The organism is Demequina mangrovi, assembly GCF_000759715.1.
GTDB lineage: Bacteria > Actinomycetota > Actinomycetes > Actinomycetales > Demequinaceae > Demequina > Demequina mangrovi.
Map to the genome: position 1 here is coordinate 1 of NZ_BBLU01000019.1, position 20,323 is coordinate 20,323.

Genomic DNA, 20,323 nt, shown 5'->3' on the forward strand with positions numbered 1-20,323 from the left:
GCGTCGGCCTCGGCCGCGGGGGCCGCGTCGGCGGCGGGCTCAAGCTCGGGGGTGGCGACGGGCGACGGCTCCGCCTGCGGCTCGGCCGCCGCGGGCTCGGGCTCGGGCTCCGCCAGCGGCGCCGGTTCCGGCTCCGGCTCGGCCGTCTCAGGCTCGACCGCCTCCGCATCCGCGACCGACGCCTGCCACGCGCGCTCCTCGGCCGAGCGTTGGAGCACCTCGGGGGCGAGCGACGCGAAGGGCGACACGCGCGCCGGGCGAGCCGGCTCGTCGACGTCCTCGGGCTCGGGCGCGGCCGCGGCCTCCGCCTCGCCCGGCGCCTGGGTGACCTCAGGGGTCTCCGCCTCGGCGGCCTCAGGAGCCTCGTCCGACGCAGGCTCCGGCTCGGGCGCGGACTCGGGCTCCGGCTCGGCCTGACCGGCGCCGGACACGGCCGGCACGGCGACGCGCGCGTAGCCGTCGGTGCCGGTGAAGGGCTCGACCGGGTACATGTCGTCGACGTTCGCGGGGGGCTCGGGGACCCGTGCCCACAGCACGGATGCGGGGGAGGCACCGAAGATCGCCTGCGGCGTCGCGGGCTCCGGGTCCGGCTCGGTCCGATCGCCGAGGAACGCCCCGACCGCCGCCTGCGGAGCGACCGCCACGGGCTCGGCATCCTCGACGGGCTCAGCGGTCTGCGCGGCCTCGCCGGGGGCGGGGCGGGCAGGGCCCGCGGCGGGCCGGAGGAGCGACCCCCAGCCGACGATCGCGGCCCACAGCCCGGGCGCGACGGCCGCGACCACGGGCAGCGAGCCCGGGAGCGAGTGGTCGAGCCCGAAGCGGTGCGTCTGCATGATCCACATCGCCCACGCGACGATGCCCGCGGCGGCGCCGACGCCCAGGCCCACGAGCGCGACGGTCGGCTCCGACGCGACCTCCGCGGCCACGAGCCAGGTGGCGAGACCGAGCCCGGCGACCACGCGCGCGATCACGGTGCCGGGCACCGACGACTGCGTCACGTGCGCGAGCACGGCGTAACGGACCACCGGGATCCACGCGAGCACCGCCCGGGCGCCGACCTTGCCGTACACCGCACCGAGCGCGAGACCCATCCACACGAGCCCGACCACGAAGGCGCCGATCAGCACGACCGCGAGCGCGGCCGGCGTGAGGCCGCCCACCACCTCGCCGGACACCTCCGTCATGGCTCCTGCGGTCATCGTCGCGCCCCTTCCTGCCGTGTCATCGGCGTCTCCTCGTCGATGAGGAGCCTGCGCGTGACGGAACCGTCCGCCAGCGCTCGTCAGCCTGCTCTCGCTCGTGCGCCGCATCGTCCCTGACCGTGGAGCCGCGCCCCAGCAGCGACCGGGTCGACAGACGCGTGGCGAGCCTACGCCACACCCCTTGGCGCGCCCGTAGCTCCGCGCGGTCGAGCGCCAGAAGCTCCCAGACCTGCCGCGCATCGTCCTGCTCCACGCCCTCGACCGTGAAGGTCGCGCGGTCCGCGACCGCCGCCAGCGTCGCGCCGTGGGTGGTGCCGTACGCCTCCGCGATCTCGCGGCGGGTCGCGAGCGGCATGGGCGCGAGGCCCGCGTCGACGCCGAGATCGACGTACTCGTCCCAGCCGCCCTCGGCGGCAGCGGTGGGCGCCGCGCGCCTCCGGCGCCTGCGGCGCACCGCCTTCGCGACGAGCACGCCGAGCAGCGGCCCGAGCAGCAGCAGGACGATGATCGCGGTCACGACGGCGGTGCGGATCCGCCCGGTGAACCAGGACTCGTGCGCCTCGAGCGCGGGAGCGACCTCGCCGCCGCCGCTGCGCCCCTTGAGCGCCGCGACCGCGTCGACAGGCTCCGCACGGTCGGGGTCGGTGGCGGTCGGGATCTCGGGGTCCGCCTCCGTCGCGACCGAGGGGCTCACCGGGCTGGAGTGCTGCGGCGTCACGTCGACCGCGATCCACTCGCCCGAGCCCGCCCGCACCTCGGTCCACGCGCTGAGGTGGTGTCCGCGGCACACGTCGGCGCATGCGTCGGGGACCCAGCCGAGCGCATCGGTGTCGGCGAGCCGCACGCCGACCACCACGCGCGAGGGGAAGCCGAGATCCGCCGCCATGAGCGCGACCGCCACGGCGAACTGCTCGTCGTCGCCGACGGCGGCGACCAGCGCGACGTCGGACGCGTTCTCGCCCGCCTCGCCCTCGCGCTCGAGCAGCGCGGTGAACAGGCGGTCGATCCTGTCGTACGAATGGCCCGCCGCGGACGGCTCGAACGTGTACTCGCCGAGCGCGGCGATCCATTGCGGGGTGCCCTCGGCCGTGAGCGCGTGGCTGAGGTAGCCCCGCGAGCGCAGACGCTCGACCAGCTCCGCGAGCCCGGCGCCGTCGCGGGTGACCTCCTGCGACTCGACCCACTCGCTGAGCGAGTCGGGGATGAGGTCGGGCGCGACGGCCGCGCCGCCGGGGGAAGGGCCCGCCTCCGCGAGCGGCGTCTCCTGGGCGGCGGCGGCCGCGACCGTGAGGGTGTCGCCCGCCGCGACGCCGCCGTCGAGCGCGATCACCGCGGACGCGGCCTCGGGCGCGTAGTAGAAGGCGTCGGCGAGGGATCCGGCGCGCGGTCCGCCGAAGGTCGCGCCGCCGAGCGCGCCGGGCAGGGGCGCCCACGGCCCCTCGAGGCCCTCGACGGTCACCGTGAGGCTCACACGCTCGGCGCCGCCGAGCGAGAGGTCCGACGGGACCCGCTGGAAGCGCAACGGCGTGTAGCCCTGCGAGGCGACCGCGGTGAACGCGCTGCCGTCGAAGAACGGCAGGGTCGCGATGCGGATGCGCGAGACCGGCCCCGACACCTCCGACACGGTGAAGAGCGGCGCGTCGTGGAGCTCGCCGGCGAAGAAGGACCGGTAAGTGCTCAGCGGCGAGACCGAGCTGTCGACCACCAGCCGCGGGGTCACGGAGGTCCGCGCGACGTCGCGCGGCTGGGACTGCGCGACCGGCACCGCGACGCTCACGGCCGCGAGGAGCGCGACGGCGAGCACCGTGGCGCCGAGACCGAAGCGCCCGAGCGCACGGCCGGGAGCCCGGACTCCGCGCACGCCGCCTCCCGCCCCGCGCAGCGCCGCGCGGCGCTGCTGCGCCATGCGCCACAGGATCCAGCCGAGGCTCGCGCCCCACGCGGCGAGGCCCAGGAGGATCTCGCGGCTCAGCCCGGAGGCGAGCCCGGGCAGCGCGTCGAGACCGGTGCGGGCCGCGGGGCCGACCGCCACCGCGGTCGCGAAGCCGGCGCCGCCGATCGCCGCGGCGATGCCCCACCAGCGCTCGCGCGTCCCGGCCCACACGATGCCGGCGACGGTCGCGGCGACCAGCACGAGCGGCACCGCGAGCGTCGCCTCGTACTCGCCGAGCGGCGTCGGCAGCGTGACGATGTCCTTCCAGCCGGTCACGGGCGCCCGCAGCGCCTCGACCAGGGCCCTGGCGAGCTGCTCGGGCCCGCGCAGCGCGCCGGGGATCGCGACGAGCAGCGCGGCCGCCAGATAGCCGCCGCCGAGGAGGACCAGCGCCGCCACGGGTCCGCGGCGCGCGAGGACCGGCACGAGGCTCGCGATCATGCCCACCCCGAGCCCGACGAGCATCACGAGCCCGTAGCGCGCGCCGATGGTGCCCTCCCCGACGAACACGGGGCGCAGCGTGAAGATGATGGTCGCGGCGATCGCGGCGGCGTACGCGCACGCGCCGAGCACCACCGTGGCCGGCACCGCGGGCCGGCGGACGCGCTCGCCCCTGGTCATGCGCGGGCCGCCCCTCGCGCGAGCAGATGCCGGAGGTCGTCGAGCACGCCGAGGCTCACCAGCTGGATGCCGCCGAGCGCGTGCATGCGGGGCTCCTGCGCGGGCGCGCACACCACCGCGCCCACGGACACGTCCGCCGGGAGCCGGAGGGCCGCGGTGCGCAGGCGGTCGTGGCCGAGCGCCGAGCCGGTGATGAGGACGGCGAGGGACGTGCCTTGATCGTTCTCCGCGACCATCCGGGTGACGGTCGCGAGCGCCATGGCGTCCTCGCTCGCCTCGATCCCGGAGAGGTCGTCGAGCAGGGCGCGCGGCGCCCCGACGCGCAGCGCCCGCAGCGCACGGACCGAGGCGCGCGCGAACTCCGGCACCTCGCCGCTCGCGACCACCCGCACCTCCCGGCCGTCGCGGATGGCGCGCGTGCCCAGGGACGCGAGCGCGCTCACGGCCATCTCGAACTCCTCCTCGTCGCGGTACGAGGCGGCGTCCGCGTCGAGCACGAGCGTGAGCAGCGAGCGCCGCGTCTCCTCGAACTGGCGGACCATGAGCGTGCCGGTCTTCGCGGTCGACTTCCAGTGGATGTGCCGCTGCGCGTCCCCGCGCTGGTACTCGCGGACGGCATGGAACGAGATGTCCTCGCTGGTGAGGATCCGGACGGCCTGGCCCTCGAGGTCGCGCACCCATCCCAGCGACGTGCTCGGCACCTCGACCGTGCGGGGGTGCACGTACAGCGTCTGGACCTCGTCCCATGCGCGGTGGCGGCGCAGGAGGTGCAGCGGGTCGGTGCGGGTCGAGGCCGCGGGCCCCACGTCGACGATGCCGCGACGGCGGGCCGGGATGACCACCCGGTCCGCCCACGTGGCGCCGCCGCGGAGCAGGGGCACGTGGAGCTCGACGAGCGCCTCGCCCACCGGCAGCTCGACCGTCCCCGGCAGCGCCGCCCGGCGCCCCTCGTTGACCACGACGACCGAGCCCGCGGTGGGCTCGCCCGCGACCACGGCGTCGCGGTCGAGCTCGAAGGTCACCCGGTAGCTCACGTCGCCGAGCAGGAACGGCACCGCGGCGGCCAGCAGCAGGAGGCCGGCGACGCCTGCGACCAGCGCCTCCTCCCAGCCCCAGCCGAGGCCCGCGGCGAGCCCCAGGACGGTCCAGCCCGCGACGGCCCAGCCGGCGGGCGTGACCACGCCGCGCACCGACCGCCACGCCGAGGACCCGACGTCGCCGACCGTGCGCGCCGCGCGGTCGAACCTCAGGCGCGCCCCGACGACCCTCCCGCGCGGCACGTCGGCGACCTCCGTGCGCGTCGAGTACGTCCCGGTCGCGGCGGTGCGCGTCCGGGTCGCGGTGAGGTCGGGGCGCTCGCTCACACGAGGTCCCGCTGGCTGGGGGGCGGGGTGTCCAGGAGGATCTGGCCGATGACGGCGCCCTGGGTCACGCCGTCGAACTCCGCCTCGGGGTCGAGGATGAGCCGGTGCGCGAGGACCACCTCGGCCAGCGCCTTCACGTCGTCCGGGACCACGTAGTGGCGGCCGTGGGCGAGCGCCCACGCGCGGCACGAGGCGGCGAGCGCGAGCGCGCCGCGCATCGACGCGCCGAGCCGCACCTGCGTCGCGCTGCGGGTCGCGCCGACGAGGCGGGCGATGTAGTCGGAGATGAGGGCGTGCTGCTGCACGTCGTGCGTGAGCCCCGACATGGTCGTGATGGTGTCGAGCTCGGCGATCGCGGGCACCACCACCCGCGCATGCCGCGCCGGGTCGAGGATGCGCAGCGTCGCCGCGTGGTCCGGGTAGCCGAGCGACGTGCGCATGAGGAAGCGGTCGAGCTGCGCCTCGGGCAGCGAGTACGTGCCGGCCTGCTCGATGGGGTTCTGCGTCGCGACCACCATGAACGGCGCCCCGACCTCGCGCGTGACGCCGTCGACCGTCACCTGCCGCTCCTCCATCACCTCGAGGAGCGCGGACTGCGTCTTGGGCGAGGCGCGGTTGACCTCGTCGGCCAGCACCACGTTGGCGAACACCGGCCCGTGATGGAACTCGAAGCGTCCCTGGTCGTAGACGGTGACGCCCGTGACGTCGCCGGGCAGCAGGTCGGGCGTGAACTGGATGCGCGTGCTCGTGCCCTTGACGGTCTGCGCGATCGCGCGGGCGAGCGACGTCTTGCCGGTGCCGGGGACGTCCTCGAGCAGCAGGTGCCCCTCCGCGATCATCGCGGTGAACGCGAGCTCGATCACGTGCCGCTTGCCGACCACGGCGCGCTCGACGTTGTCGACGAGCTTGCCGAAGGTGGTCTCGAACCACTGCGTGTGCTCGGAGGTCAGGGCCACAGCGGCCTCCTTTCGTCGCGGCCCGGGTGGGGCCGATGCGCGGGCGCCGTCACGGCGACACCGTCGGGTCGGGGGTGGGCGTGGGATCGGGGGTCGGCTCCGGCGGGACGCCGCCGCAGGTGACGGCGGCGCCGGTCCAGTCGACGATGCCCGTCAGCGCGCCCTGGAACGCGACCGTGACGGTCGCGGTCCGCATGAGGCTCGCGTCGTCGGTCACGACGCCGTCCGCGTCGAGCATCGTCACGGTCGCGGCGAAGTCGGCCGCCGTGCCGCCGAAGGTCGCGGTCGGCACCGTGCCGACGGTGCACGCGGCGAAGGTCACGGTGGGACGGTAGGACGCGCCGGACTCGGCCGTCACCGGCGTCGTCGCGTCGGAGCAGGTCCGGACCCCGCCGCCGAAGTTCACGCAGTAGTAGGCGTCGACCGTGACGTCACGGCCGGCGACCATGACGTCGGCGAAGGACTGCGACGTCGAGCCGTCCGAGCCCCGGTACCAGAGCTCGAGGCCCGCATGCGGCTGCCACTGCGGCTGTCCGATGAGCGCGGTGGTGCAGCTGGTGCCGCCGCCCTCGCAGGTCGAGGCCACGCGGTAGCCGCGCTGGAGCACGGGTGCGCCCGGGTCCTGGAAGGCCGCGAAGACCACGTCCACGGTCTCGGCCTCGCCGAACATCCGCTCGTCGACGCGGCTCTCGGCGCACACCGTCACGGTGTTGGTGGCGTTGCCGTCGATGGGGACCGTCAGCGTCACGGTGCCGCCGGACGCGAGCACCGTGTCCGCGCATCGTCCCTTGGCGACGTGACCCACCCAGGTCTCCGCGCCCGCGCCGCCCGCGGTCACCGTCGCGGTGACGGACGCCTCGTCGTCCCCGGGCGTGTACTCGTGGGTGGCGGCGGTGATGACCGGGCGGCCGATGCCGTTCGCGGTGAAGGTCAGCGCGGTGCCGACCGCCTCGGCCGCACCGGCGGGAGGCAGATCGAGGCCCGTGAGCGGCGAGACGGTCACCGTGACCGGGGTGTTCGAGCCGATCGCGATGCCGTCGAGCCGCTGACGTCCCGACCCCACCGCCACGGTCTGCTCGGTGCCGCCGACAGCGATCCGGACCGCGCTGGTCGAGGCGTCGGCGATGTCGAGCACCAGGTCGATGCGGCCGCCGTCGCCGGAGGTGACCGCCGGCTGCCAGGACACGAGCGTCGGCTGCTCGGGCGCGGCGTAGGCCCAGGCCTGGACGCTCGGTCCCGAGCGCGCGCGGCCCACCGCGTTGACGGCGTACGCGGTGTAGGTCGCCTTCGCGCCGTTGGCGAGACCGGTCATCGGCGTGCACACGCCCTGCGGCGTGCACGTCGCGACCGTGGTGCTCCCGGCGACGACGTCGAAGCCCAGCAGCGCCGGATACGCGCCCGCCGCGGCGCCCGGGGTGACGCTCAGCGTCGCGGTGCCGTCGCCGAAGTCGGTCTGGACCACGCTCGACGCGGCGCGCGGATAGCCCTGGAGGTCGAGCGAGATCGAGCCGCGGCGGTCGCCTCCGCTCACGCGGCCCTGGGCGTCGCGCACCCGGAACACCGCGTCGCACACGCCTCCCGCGGCGTCCGCGGTCCAGCTGGCCCGGATCTCGTCGGGCCCCGCGACCGCGAACGTGACGTCGGGGCAGTCCTGCGCCCCGGTGACGTCGACCACCTCGAGGGGCGTCCCCGGCAGCGGGTTCACCTCTCCGGCAGCCTCGATCACCCGGAAGGTGCAGCCGTCGCCGTCGCTCTGGGAGCAGCGCTGCACCACCGCGCCGCCCTTGGGCAGCTTGGAGGGCGCGGGACCGACCACGAGGGACAGCGCGCGCGCCTGCACCTCGGGATGACCGGGCAGCGACACGGTGACGGACTCGGTGCGTCCGGGCGAGGAGGTGTCGGCCGCGGCGATGCGCAGCGTGGCGCCTTCGCGGCGCACGGTGAACAGCTGGCCCGAGTAGCTCGCGACCACGTCCACCTCGGCGGCCTCGGCGCCCGCGGGCCAGGTCACCATCGCGCCGAGATCGAAGTCCGCGCTCTCGCCCGGCGAGAGCTCGAGCGAGGCGCTCACCAGTCCCGGCACCGGATCGGTCGGCACGACGGTGACCGGGACGGGCAGCACGGTCCACGCCTCCTGGCCCACCAGACGCGCGGCGATGAGGCACGTGTCGGTGTAGGGCGCACCGCGCCCGGCCTCGTAGCGGACCGTGGTGCCGCCCGCGCTGACGCAGCGGCCCGCCTCGCGCGCGCCGCCCGCGGTCACCTGGGCGCCGTCGACCTCGATCGCGGTGCCGTCGGGGGCGGCGAGGAGCGGGACCACGTCGACCGTGGCCTGGCTGTCCTCGTCGGCCTGGATGCGCGCGTCCTCGCGCAGGGCGAGCCGCAGGTCGCGGCCGCCGAGGACGCGCAGGAAGCCGTAGCCGACGGTCGGGTCGCCCGCGAAGTCGGTGCCCTCGACCTGGAACGCGATCACGCGCGTCTCGTCCGGCAGCGGCCCGGCGATGCTCGAGCCGTCGACCGTGAGGTCCGCCGGCGCGCCCCACAGCGACAGCGCGAGCGTCGGGGCGTCGCCGCTCGCCCAGGCGACGGTGCCGTCGAGCACGTCGACGCCCTGCGGGAACGCGTCGCGGTCCTCGAGGGACAGCACCGTGTCGGCGATCACCGGCACGTCCACCACCTTCTCGCGCACGGCCTTGAGCACGATGCGCCCCTGGCCGAGCGATCCGGTCGCGTTGCGCGCGGTGTAGAGGAACGAGTACGTGCCGATGTCCTCGGGCACCTCGAAGGTCACGGTGCCCTCGGCGAGCGACCGCTCCAGCGCGGCGGCCGTGGGCAGCAGGGCCGCGAGCGCCTCACGCTCGTCGGTGCCCTCCGCGGCGTCCGGCCGCACGTCGACGATCTCGAGCTCGCCTCCCGTGAGGTCGAGATCGTTGGCGAGCGGCTGGACCACCACCTGTCGCCCGGTGCCCGCCTGCACCTGCACCAGATCCGCGTAGGTGACGGGTGCGGGATCCGCCTCCACCGCGACCACCCCGACGCGCGCCGTCACGGTCGCGGTGCGGCCGCGCGCGTCGATGACGCGGAACTCGAAGGCGTCCTGCCCCGCGAAGCCTGCGATCGACGTGTAGACCAGCGCGGCGCCGTCGACGCTCACGCGCGCCGCGCCGTTCGCGGGCTGGGTGATCACGGCGTCGAGCCGGACGTCGTCGCCGTCGGGGTCCACGCCGGTGCCGTCGAAGGGCAGCCGGACCTCCTCGCCGGAGGACGCGCGTCCCGCGAGGTCAGGGGGCGTGGGCGCGGCGTTCTCGGTGCCGTCGGTCACGGTCACCACGATGCTCGCGGTGTCGCGCTGGGACGGGTAGCCGAGGACGTAGGAGACGTAGGGGATGCGGTAGGTGCCAGGGGTGTCGGGCGCGAGGATGCGCACCAGCGGGCCCGCGGCGAAGGCGAGGCCGTCCCCGTCGGGAGCCGCGACGGAGCCGGGGTCGAGCGCGATCACGGCGCCCGCCGCCGCGACGTCGTTCGCGAGCACGCGGACGTCGACCTGCCCGCCCGCCCGGACGGTGATCGCATCGTCCGTCGCGAGCGGGGGCGCGGGCACCGACGCGTCGAGCAGCATCACGGTGATCTCGCCGCGGACCGTCATGGCGGCGCGCCCCGACCCGTCGGACACCGTGTACGTGACCACGCCGAGCACGCCGGCCTGGTCGTCGCCCGTGGCACCCGAGAGGCGCAGCGCGCCGTGGCCCACGATCGAGGCGTCGATGCGCGCGCCGGTCGCGGCGTCCACCGAGGCGTCGGACAGGAGCAGCACGCGTCCGCCGGGGTTGGTGACCGCGTCGAGCACGTCGACCGTAACGTCCTCGTGCGGGCGGACGAAGGCGGTCAGCGGCACCGTCGCGAGCGCCTCGTCCTCGGGCGCCACCACGGTGACGCGCGCGCTGCCGCGGGTCTGAAGCGCGCCGTCGACCACCGTCACCTCGACCGTGTACGTCCCGGGCTCGTCCGCCTCGAACAGCACGCCCGTCGCGTCGGGGGTGATCTCGACGGTCGCGGAGTCCGCCGGGTCGACCCCGGCCTCCGTCACCACGGGCGATCCGGACCCGCCCGTGACCCGGTCGGCCAGCTCGATGGCGGTGCGCACGCCCTGGAGCGCCGTCACGGCGAGCGGCTCGACGGTGAGGCGCGCCGAGCCCACCACCGACACGTTGAGCGTGCGCGTCGCGGTCCAGCCGCGCGCGTCGGCGACGGTGACGTCGACCTCCACGAGCGTGGACTCGCCCCCGTGGCGCACCACCACGGTGCCGTCAGGGGCCGCCGCGACCGCGACCTCGGGGTCCTCGGACGTCGCGGACGCGACGTAGACCGGGTCCCCGTCCGGATCGACCCAGCCCTCGAGCACGTCGACCGCCACCGTGCCGCCGGCCTCGACGCGCGGCGCGGGCCACGGCGCGAGGCAGCCCTCGGTGCCGCACCACTCCGGCGCCGCGTCGCCGCCCGAGACGGTGAGCGTCACCTCGGCGGGCTCGGAGATGCCCGCCGCTCCCGTGCCGTCCGACACCGCATAGGACAGCGTCGCGCTCCCGGAGGCGTCCGCGGCGACCGTCACCACGAGCGACTGGCCGTCGTCGCCGACCGCGACCGTGCCGAAGCGCGAGTCGGGCTGGTCGAGGGAGGCCGGGTCGATGGTGAGCAGGTCGCCGTTCGGGTCGTGGTCGTTGAGCAGCACCGGCAGCCGCACCTGGCGGCCCGCACGCACGCCGAGCGCGTCGTCCTCCGCCACCGGAGGGCGCGGGTCGCGCACCTCGGACGCCTGGACCTGATCCTCCTGCGTGGTCGTGGTCTGCTCGTCGGGATCCCATTCCTGCGACGAGGCGACGAGCGTCCCGGACGGCACGTCCCACACCCATCCGCTGCGGGACTCGTTGAGCACCATGCGCGACCCGTTGGAGCGCAGCGAGGGCTCGCGGCGCTCGCCGAGCACCGCGTCGCCGTAGTCGAGCGCGACCGTGGGCCCGGCGGAGCTCCACAGCGTGCCGCCCGCGGAGCCCGCGGGCAGCCACGCCGCGTAGACCACGCCGTCGAGCTCGGTGGGCGCCGCCGGCACGCCCGCCGCCGCGGAGGAGCCGAAGACCCGCTGCGCCGCAGCGCCGTCGGCGGGCACGAGCACCAGCCCGCGGCCGTCCGCGATGCGCACGTCGGGGGTCGCCGTCGACCGCTGGAGCCGCGCATCGGCGTCGGTCCCCGTCGCGATCGCGCCGTCCTGGCCCTCGCGCCACAGCTCGCCGGTGTCGACGTCGAGCAGCACCCAGTCGTCCGCGGCGAAGGACACCTGGTAGGTGCCGTCCTCGGGGGCTCCCGCGACGCTGTCGACGCCGTCGAGCCCGCCGTCCGCGCCGGCGCGGACCACCCCGCCATGCGCGGGCGACCACGCCGCGACGTCGCCGTCCGCCGTCACCGCGACCGCGACCGCGCGCAGGCCCTCGCCCGAGTCGAGCACCACCTCGCGCGGCTCGAGCGCCGTCCCGTCGGAGATGCGTCCCACCAGCACGTCGCCGTCCGCCGCGAGGTACGCGATGACGTCGCCCTCGGCCGCGACCGCGGTGGTGCCGGCGGGGGTCTCGGTGACCCCCTCCGCCCCGGCGTCGAGGTCGCGCGGCCGGCCCACGTCGATCGTCGCGACGTTGGTGTAGCCCGAGGACAGCATCAGGAGCCGGTCGCCGTGCTGGACGATCTCGCTGGGCGAGTCGACCTCCTTGACGGTGTCGAGCTCCGCGAGCTCGGTGTTGACGCGCGCGTACCGCTCGCCGGTCGACGTCTGAAGCGCCCAGACGGTCGGATCGACGGAGTCGGCCTCGCGCTCGTCGAAGCCGGGGGCGACCGCGACGCCCACCACGGCCGCGACGAGCGCGACGCCCGTGACGATGCGGGTCGTGCGGCGGCGCCGCGCAGCGGTCGCGCGGCCGACGTCGGTCACCCGCCGCCCGCCAGGGTCATGACGAGCACGGTGGTGACGGCGGCGGCCGCGGCGGCGCCGACCACCCAGGCGACGAACGTCCGCGGCGTGGCATGCGGCTGCCGCGTGAGCGTCCCGGTCGCCGCCGGGCGGCGCCGCTGCGCGACCGGCACATGCGAGCGGCGCGGGCCCCGCGGCGCCTCATCGTCGACGGTGACCCTCGACGAGTGCGCCCAGGCCTCCGTGGGGACCTCGAGCGGGGTCACCGGGAGCGAGAGCTCGCGCTGCACGGCCTGCAGCGCCTGCCCGAACGCGAGGGCGCTGGGGTAGCGGTCGCCGGGATCCTTCCTCATGCCGCCAGCGAGCGCGGCGTCGAGCGAGGCCGGCACGTCGTCGCGCCCCACGGCGCGGTAGCGCGCCTTGACGATGCGGGCCTTGAGGGCGTCCTGGGGCAGCCGCCGATCCGCCTCGTCGAACGGGCTGTGCTGCGCGAGCAGCGTGTAGACGGTCGCCGCGAGGGACCACACGTCGGAGGCGACGGTGCCCGAGCTCATCCGGTCGACCACCTCGGGGGCGCTCCACGGCGGGCTCATCGCGACATCGTCCGCGTCGCCGGCCATCACCGCGGTCGCGACGCCGAAGTCGGCGAGCACGGGATGACCGAACTGCGTCACGAGGATGTTCGACGGCTTGATGTCGCGGTGCAGCATGCCGATGCGATGCGCCGCCTCGACCGCCGACGCGATCTGGATCCCGACCGCGAGCACGTCGGCCACCGGGATCCGCTCCGCGCGGTACCGGTTGGCGAGCGAGCCGGGGCAGTACTCGACCACCATGTACGGCCGCCCGTCGCCCGACACGGACGCCTCGTGGAGGGTGAGGATCGACGGGTGCGCGCTGAGGGCCGCCATGACGTCCGCCTCGACGCCGAGCGCGCGCGCCGCGGACTCGTGCACCTTCGAGTGCAGCACCTTGACCGCGACCTGCCGCCGCGGCATGTCCTGCTGGTAGAGGAACACGTCCGCGAAGCCGCCCTGGCCGAGCGGCCGCACGTAGGTGTAGCCGGGCATCACCGGCGGTTGGAGCGGCTGCCGCGTCATGACCGTCCCGACCCGGCGCTCTGCCAGCGGGGCGGGGTCGTCGGGCTCATGACGTCAGGGTAGCCGCGCACGCCGCGCACGCCGTCGAACGCGAGGCCGATGCTCGGGTCAGGCCTCGTACTCGTCGAGCGGCGGGCACGCGCACACGAGGTTGCGGTCGCCGTGGGCGTTGTCGATGCGCCGCACGGGGGCCCAGTACTTGTCCACGCGGAGCGACGCGACCGGGAAGGCCGCCTGCTCGCGCGTGTAGTCCTGGTCCCACGCGTCGCCCGACACCATCGCGACCGTGTGAGGAGCGTGACGCAGCGCCGAGCGCTCCGCCGCGATCTCGCCGCGCTCGACCGCGGCGATCTCCTCGCGGATGGTCACCATCGCCTCGATGAAGCGGTCGATCTCGACCAGGTCCTCGGACTCCGTGGGCTCGACCATGAGCGTCCCTGCGACAGGGAAGGACATCGTCGGGGCGTGGATGCCGAAGTCGATGAGACGCTTCGCGATGTCCTCGGCGGTGATGCCGGTGGCCTTGGTGAGGGGGCGGATGTCGAGGATGCACTCGTGCGCGACCAACCCGCCCGGGCCGCGGAACAGCACCGGGTAGTGCTCCTCGAGGCGCGCCGCGACGTAGTTGGCCGCGAGCACCGCGGTCTCCGTGGCGCGGCGCAGGCCCTCGTGCCCCATGAGCGCGATGTACGCCCACGAGATCGGCAGGATGCCCGCCGAGCCGTAGGGGGCGGCCGCGACCGCGGCGCCCTCGCGACGCAGCTCGGCCGGGGACTGCACCGGCGCGAGCGAGCGCGGGAGGAAGGGCACCAGGTGCTCGGCGACCGCGACAGGGCCGACGCCGGGACCGCCGCCGCCGTGCGGGATGCAGAACGTCTTGTGGAGGTTGAGGTGCGAGACGTCGCCGCCGAAGTGGCCGGGCTTCGCGAGTCCCACGAGCGCGTTGAGGTTGGCGCCGTCGATGTACACCTGGCCGCCGGCCTCGTGCACCGCGGCGCACACCTCGCCCACGTGCTCCTCGAAGACGCCGTGGGTCGACGGGTAGGTGATCATGATGCAGCTCACCTTGCCCTCGTGGTCCGCGAGCTTCGCACGCAGGTCCTCGAGGCTCACCTCGCCGTCCTCGGCCGTCGCGACGACCACGACGCGCATGCCGGCGAGCACCGCCGAGGCGGCGTTGGTGCCGTGGGCCGAGGCGGGGATGAGGCACACGTCGCGCTCGCCCTCGCCGCGCGAGCGGTGGTAGCCGCGGATCGCGAGGAGGCCCGCGTACTCGCCGCGCGAGCCCGCGTTGGGCTGCACGGAGACGGCGGCGTAGCCGGTGATCTCGGCGAGCTGGTCCTCGAGCTGCGCGATCATCTCGCGGTAGCCGGCGGTCTGGTCCGCGGGCGCGAACGGGTGGATCTGCGCGAACTCCGGCCAGCTCACGGCCGCCATCTCCACGGCGGCGTTGAGCTTCATGGTGCACGAGCCCAGCGGGATCATCGTGCGGTCGAGCGCGAGGTCGCGGTCGGCGAGGCGGCGCATGTACCGCATGAGCGACGTCTCGGAGCGGTGCGCGTGGAAGATCGGGTGCTCGAGGTAGTCCGAGGAGCGACGCAGCGCGATCGGGATGGTGACCGACGGGCCGGTGTAGACGGGCCAGTTCGCCCGACGGTCGAGGATCGCCTCGACCAGCGCGGTGAGGATCTCGGGCGTGGTCTTCTCGTCGCACGCGATCGCGACCGAGTCCTCGTCGAGGCGGTGGACGTTGATGCCGCGCGTCGCGATGCGCGCGATCACGGAGTCCGCCCCGCGCGGGACGTCGATGACGACGGTGTCGAAGAAGTGCTCGTGGCGGATCGCCACGCCGCGCGCGCGGAGCGCGTCGGCGAGGGTCGCGGCCATGGTGTGGACGCGCAGCGCGATCTCGCGCAGCCCCTCGGGGCCGTGGTAGACGGCGTAGAAGCTCGCGATGACGGCGAGCAGCGCCTGGGCGGTGCAGATGTTGGACGTCGCCTTGTCGCGGCGGATGTGCTGCTCGCGGGTCTGGAGCGCGAGGCGGTAGGCCGGGTCTCCGTCCGCGTCGACGCTCACGCCGACGAGGCGCCCGGGAAGCTGGCGCTCGAGGCCCTGGCGGACCGAGATGTACGCGGCGTGCGGGCCGCCGAAGAACAGCGGCACACCGAAGCGCTGCGCGGAGCCGACCGCGATGTCCGCGCCCAGCTCGCCCGGCGCCTTGATCACGCACAGCGAGAGCAGGTCCGCCGCGACCGTCACCAGCGCGCCGACGGCGTGGGCGGACTCGATGAGCGGAGCGACCTCGCGGACGATGCCGGTGCGCCCGGGCTGCTGGATCACGAGGCCCACGAGGTCCTCGGGGGCCTCCCAGCCCTCGCCGAGCTCGGCGACCTCGAGCCGGAGACCGATCGCCTCCGCCTGCGCCGTCACCACCTCGACGGTCTGCGGCAGGCACTCGGCGTCGAGCACGATGAGCCCGTCCGCCTTGCCGCGCACGGCGCGGCGCATGAGCAGCATGGCCTCCGAGACGGCGGTCGCCTCGTCGAGCAGCGACGCGCCCGCGACCGGCAGCGCGGTGAGGTCCGCGATCATCGTCTGGAAGTTGAGCATCGCCTCGAGGCGGCCCTGCGAGATCTCCGCCTGGTACGGCGTGTAGGCGGTGTACCAGGCCGGGTTCTCGAGCACGTTGCGCTGGATCACCATCGGCGTGATCGTGTCGTAGTAGCCCTGGCCGATCATCGACACCTGCACGCTGTTGCGGTCCGCGAAGGCCTGGAGGTCCGCCAGCACCTCGCTCTCGGAGCGCGGGTCGGGCAGCACCAGCACGTCGTCGCGGCGGATCGAGGCGGGCACCGCCGCCTCGACGAGCGTGTCGAGCGAGGCGTGCCCCACCGCGCCGAGCATGGCGTCGAGAGCAGGGGCGTCGGGTCCGATGTGTCGGTCGGCGAAGGAGGTCACCGGGCCATTGTTGCGTATCGCGTCGCGTACGCGACCCGTGCGCGGCGCGCGTGTGGCGAACCCGGCACGGCCGGACGCGGAACGGGGCCGGGCCTCGCGGCCCGGCCCCGTCACGCATCCGCGGGAGAGACGCCTCCGTTACCGGCGGCGCTTCTTCGGCTTCTTGTCCTTCTTCGCCTTCTTCTCGACCTCGACGGTCATCGACACCTCGGTGCCGGTGGTCGCGCCGGTGATGGTGAGCGTCTGCTCGCCCTTGAGGCGCTTGGGGACCGTGAACGTCACGGCCGCCGTGCCCTGCTCGTCGTAGAGGTCGGTGGGAAGCGAGCCGTCGACCGCGAACTCGCCGAGCGTGACCTTGCCGAGCTTCACCGTCACCGTCTCGTCGACCGGCTCGCCCGCGCCGGTGAAGGCCAGCGAGGAGAGCTCGAGGGTCGCCTCCGAGCCGGCCTGGAGGCCGTCGGTGCCGGTCACACCCACCGAATGCTGGGCGTAGTCCGGGCCGATCGAGCCGTAGTCGGCCAGGTAGTCGACCATCGCGTTGAGGTCGATGCGGCCCGAGTCGGCGCGATCGGTACCCTCGGCGAAGGTGGTGAAGTTGTCGCCGCCCGCGGCGAGGAACGAGTTCACCACCACGCGGACGGTGTCCGCGGGCGCGATCGGCTCGCCGTCGAGGGTCATCTCGAGGATCCGGGACCCGGCCTCGGCGGTCGGGTCGTAGGTGTACGCGAAGCCGTCCGAGGTGCCGAGCCGCAGGAACGGCCGCGACGACCCGTCGGGCTGCCACTGCTCCTCGAGCACCGCGGCGACCTGCTCGCCCGTGAGCGTCATCGCCACCAACGTGTTGGCGAACGGCTGGACGCCCGCGGCCTCCTTGTAGGTGACGGGGCTCGGGTAGTCGCCGGTGCCCGCCGCCGCGCCGAGCATGTCGGCGCGCAGGCCGCCCGGGTTCATGAAGGCGAGCTCCACCCCGAGCGTCTCCGTGGCGTCCTTCTGGACCTCCGCCACGGCGTTGCCGAGCGTCGACTCCGCGCCGCGCGAGGAGCCGGACGAGCCGCCCTCGATGCGGGCGCGGTACAGCGGCCCGTCGAGGTCGCCGAGCTCGACCGCGCCGAGCTCGTCGGCCTCCTCCGCCGCGAGCGCGACGATCGCGGCCACGTCCGGGTCCTCCGGGAAGACCGGCGCGTCGGCGCCGCTCTCCCACAGGTCGATGAGGGAGCTGTCGATCGACACGATCTCGCCCGTCGCATCGTCCACCGTGAAGATGAGCTGGTTGAGGTACATGCCGTACTGGCCTGCCGAGACGACCGGCCGCTCGGTCACCGCGTTGCCTGCCCACTCCGCGACGGGCACGTCGTGGTCGTAGGCCATGTGCGTGTGGCCGGAGATCACGGCGTCGATGCTGGGATCGAGGTCCGCGAGCATCTGCCCGAAGTTGTTCGAGGTGTCGACCGCGTCCGCGTACTCGACGGTCGGCGCGCCCTCGTGGACCAGCAGGATCACCACGTCGGCACCCTCGTCCTCGAGGACCGCGGCGCTGCGGTTGGCCGCGAGCGCCTCGTCCTCGAACTCGAGCATCGCGACGCCGTCGGGCGAGACGAGCGACGGGGTCTCCTCGGTCACCGCTCCGATGAAGCCGACCTCGATCTCGCCGAAGGTCTGGATCCAGGTCTCGGGCAGCGCGGGGTCGCCGGTGTCGACGAAGCGCACGTTGGCGCCCAGGTACTCCCAGGACGCGCCGCCGTACGGGTTGGTGACGGGGTCGTAGGGCGCCATCACCCGGTCGACGAGGTCCAGGTACCCCTGGTCGAACTCGTGGTTGCCCACCGAGGAGACGTCGAGGTCCATGGCGTTGAGCACGTCGATGGTCGGCTTGTCGTGCGCGATGAAGCTCTCGAACGTCGAGGCGCCGATGAGGTCGCCCGCGGCGGCGAAGACCGTGTTGGGGTAGAGCGCCTCGAGCTCGGCGACGCCGGTCGCCATCGATGCGGCGCCGGCGGATCCGCCGAAGGAGTCGGGCAGGATGCGCCCGTGGAAGTCGTTGATGCCGAGGATCTGGATATCGGTCTGACCCTCCTCGGCTGCGGAGGCGGGGACGGCGAGGGCGGCGGCGAGGAGGCCGGCGACGCCGGCGGCCCCCGCGATCCGCGCCCTCGTGGCAGCAGTGCGTGTCATTCTCGCTCATATCCTTTCGTGCGAGCGCATAAGGGACGATCCCGACACTAGGCGGTCCGCGGCTCGCACGGCATGACAATTCCCACATTTCACCCGACGCTCACGTCGGCGTCACACGCCTGACATCTCGGACGAGGTCCCGCACTACCCTGGGACTGTGAAGGTGGTCATCCAGGTCCCGTGCCTCAACGAGGAGACGACGCTGCCCCTCGTGCTCGAGTCGATCCCGACGCGCATCCCCGGGGTCGACGAGATCGAGATCCTGGTGATCGACGACGGTTCGACGGACCGCACCTCCGAGGTGGCGCGTTCGTACGGCGCCACGGTGATCCGGCACGCGCGCACCATGGGCCTCGCGCGCTCGTTCCGCGACGGCGTCGAGCACGCGCTGCGCGGCGGCGCGGACATTGTGGTCAACACCGACGGCGACAACCAGTACCCGCAGGAGCGCATCCCCGACCTGGTCGCGCCGATCCTCGCGGGCGAGGCCGAGATCGTCATCGGCGACCGCCAGACGCAGACGATCGCGCACTTCTCGCCGTTCAAGAAGACGATGCAGCGCTTCGGGTCGTGGGTGGTGAACCAGGCCGCCGGGACGCGCCTTCCGGACGCCGCCTCGGGCTTCCGGGCGTACTCGCGCTTCTCGCTCTACCGGCTCAACATCATCACGCAGTTCAGCTACTGCATGGAGACGATCATCCAGGCGGGCAACAAGCGCCTCGCCATCGCCTCGGTGCCGGTGGAGACCAACCCGAAGACGCGCGAGTCGCGCCTGTTCAAGAACGTGTTCGAGCACATGATGAAGTCGGGCCAGGCGATCCTGCGCTCGTACATCATGTTCCGGCCGTGGGGCATCTTCGCGTCGCTCGCGACGCTGTTCGGGGTGGTCGGCGTCTTCCCCTACGTGCGCTTCGCCGTGCTGCGCGTGCTGGGGGACGACGGCAACCACATCCAGTCGCTCATGCTCGGCCTCGCGCTGCTGTCCGCCGCGATCATCTGCGTCGCGCTCGGCGTGCTCTCGGACCTGCAGAAGACCAACCGCATCCTCGCGGAGGATCAGCTCGAGCGTCTCAAGGAGCAGCAGTACGGGCCGATCACGCCGATCGCGGTCACGCGTCCTGCGGACCCGGCCCCGTCTCCCGAGGCGGCTCCGGAGCCTGAGCCCGCCGAGCCGCGGGACGTCGTCCGCCGATAGCGATCCCGGCGGCCAGCCCGATCGCATCGGCCGCCGTCATGAGGAAGCGGCTCACGAGCGCGAGGCTCAACGCCTGCGCGGGCGTGGCGACGGGCGCGAGCACCAGCGCCAGCGCGGCCTCGCGCGCGCCCGCCCCGGCCGGCGCGACCACCACGAGGAAGCCGACCAGCCACGCGAACGCGAAGGCGCCCGTCGCGATGACGAGGCCCGCGCCCGGCGCGAGCTCGCGCAGCAGCAGCCATGCGTGGACGCCGAGCACCACCCACATGAGCGCCGACCACGCGGCCGAGGCCAGCAGCGCGCGGCCGCCGATGCGGGCCGGCTCCTCGTCGCGACGCGTGACGCGGAAGGCGAGCGCGACCACGCGGGCGAGCACCGCGGGCACCAGCAGCGCCGCGAGCGCCGCCGCGACCACGAGCACCCACCAGTAGGTCGCGAGCGCGTCCGGCACGGCGAGCACCAGCCCCACCGCGCCGACGATCGCGGACGTCACCACGCCCACCACCATCGCGACGATCGACCCCGTCATCGCGCGAGGCCGGCTCACGCCGTGGTCGCGCGCGAACTCGGCCTGCGCGAGCACCGGCCACACGGATCCCGGCACGTACTTGCCCACCTGCGACAGCAGGAAGACCCGCAGCGCCTCGGGCACGGTCGCGGTGAGGCCGATCGCGCGCATGACCGCGCGCCAGGACATCGCGTTGACGCCGAGCGCGAGCACGCAGGCCGCGAGCGCCCCGACGATCGCACCCCAGGTGAGGTCGCGCAGCGCCGCCGAGACCTCGTCCCAGCCGGTGATCACCGCCCACGCGAGCAGCACGACGGCGACGGCCAGGAAGCCCCAGCGCAGCGCGGCCCTCACGACG

General features: G+C 74.4%; 9 protein-coding genes and 1 pseudogene. 1 reads left to right on the top strand and 9 read right to left on the bottom strand.

Annotated features, from left to right (window positions below; translation table 11 throughout):
• The 8 genes and pseudogenes from TR42_RS12970 to TR42_RS13005 form a co-directional block, all read right to left on the bottom strand.
• Positions 1–1,199 (bottom strand): annotated as a pseudogene (locus tag TR42_RS12970) (hypothetical protein); the annotation flags it as partial.
• 22 nt (positions 1,200–1,221) lie between these two features.
• Positions 1,222–3,756: a transglutaminase-like domain-containing protein gene (locus TR42_RS12975; RefSeq protein ID WP_052406117.1), complete on the bottom strand. Its 2,535-nt coding sequence runs from the start codon at positions 3,754–3,756 to the stop codon at positions 1,222–1,224.
• Entirely contained in the window at positions 3,753–5,120 is a 1,368-nt protein-coding gene (locus TR42_RS12980; RefSeq protein WP_042216610.1) for a DUF58 domain-containing protein, read from the bottom strand. Before TR42_RS12980 ends, TR42_RS12975 begins: the two co-directional genes overlap by 4 nt.
• Positions 5,117–6,076, bottom strand: a complete 960-nt coding sequence (locus TR42_RS12985) for an AAA family ATPase (protein WP_042216612.1) — start codon at positions 6,074–6,076, stop codon at positions 5,117–5,119. The genes TR42_RS12980 and TR42_RS12985 overlap by 4 nt, the downstream gene beginning before the upstream one ends.
• A 49-nt stretch (positions 6,077–6,125) precedes the next feature.
• Complete coding sequence (locus tag TR42_RS12990; protein WP_052406118.1) at positions 6,126–12,053, bottom strand: Ig-like domain-containing protein; 5,928 nt, start codon at positions 12,051–12,053, stop codon at positions 6,126–6,128.
• Positions 12,050–13,132 (bottom strand): serine/threonine-protein kinase, encoded by a 1,083-nt coding sequence (locus TR42_RS12995; protein ID WP_042216614.1) that lies wholly within the window; start codon positions 13,130–13,132, stop codon positions 12,050–12,052. Before TR42_RS12995 ends, TR42_RS12990 begins: the two co-directional genes overlap by 4 nt.
• A 108-nt stretch (positions 13,133–13,240) precedes the next feature.
• On the bottom strand, positions 13,241–16,090 hold the full coding sequence (gcvP, locus tag TR42_RS13000; protein WP_268871171.1) for an aminomethyl-transferring glycine dehydrogenase: 2,850 nt from the start codon (positions 16,088–16,090) through the stop codon (positions 13,241–13,243).
• Between the two features lie 138 nt (positions 16,091–16,228).
• Positions 16,229–18,262: a bifunctional metallophosphatase/5'-nucleotidase gene (locus TR42_RS13005; protein ID WP_052406122.1), complete on the bottom strand. Its 2,034-nt coding sequence runs from the start codon at positions 18,260–18,262 to the stop codon at positions 16,229–16,231.
• Positions 18,263–18,419: 157 nt separating this feature from the next.
• On the opposite strand from TR42_RS13005, the gene TR42_RS13010 reads away from it, so the two are divergent.
• Positions 18,420–19,457 carry a glycosyltransferase family 2 protein gene (locus tag TR42_RS13010; RefSeq protein WP_042216616.1) on the top strand — a complete coding sequence of 346 codons (1,038 nt, stop codon included), beginning with the start codon at positions 18,420–18,422 and terminating at the stop codon, positions 19,455–19,457.
• On the opposite strand, the gene TR42_RS13015 is transcribed toward TR42_RS13010, so the two are convergent.
• Positions 19,372–20,319, bottom strand: a complete 948-nt coding sequence (locus TR42_RS13015) for a lysylphosphatidylglycerol synthase transmembrane domain-containing protein (RefSeq protein WP_042216618.1) — start codon at positions 20,317–20,319, stop codon at positions 19,372–19,374. The genes TR42_RS13010 and TR42_RS13015 overlap by 86 nt on opposite strands.
• Between the last annotated feature and the right edge of the window lie 4 nt (positions 20,320–20,323).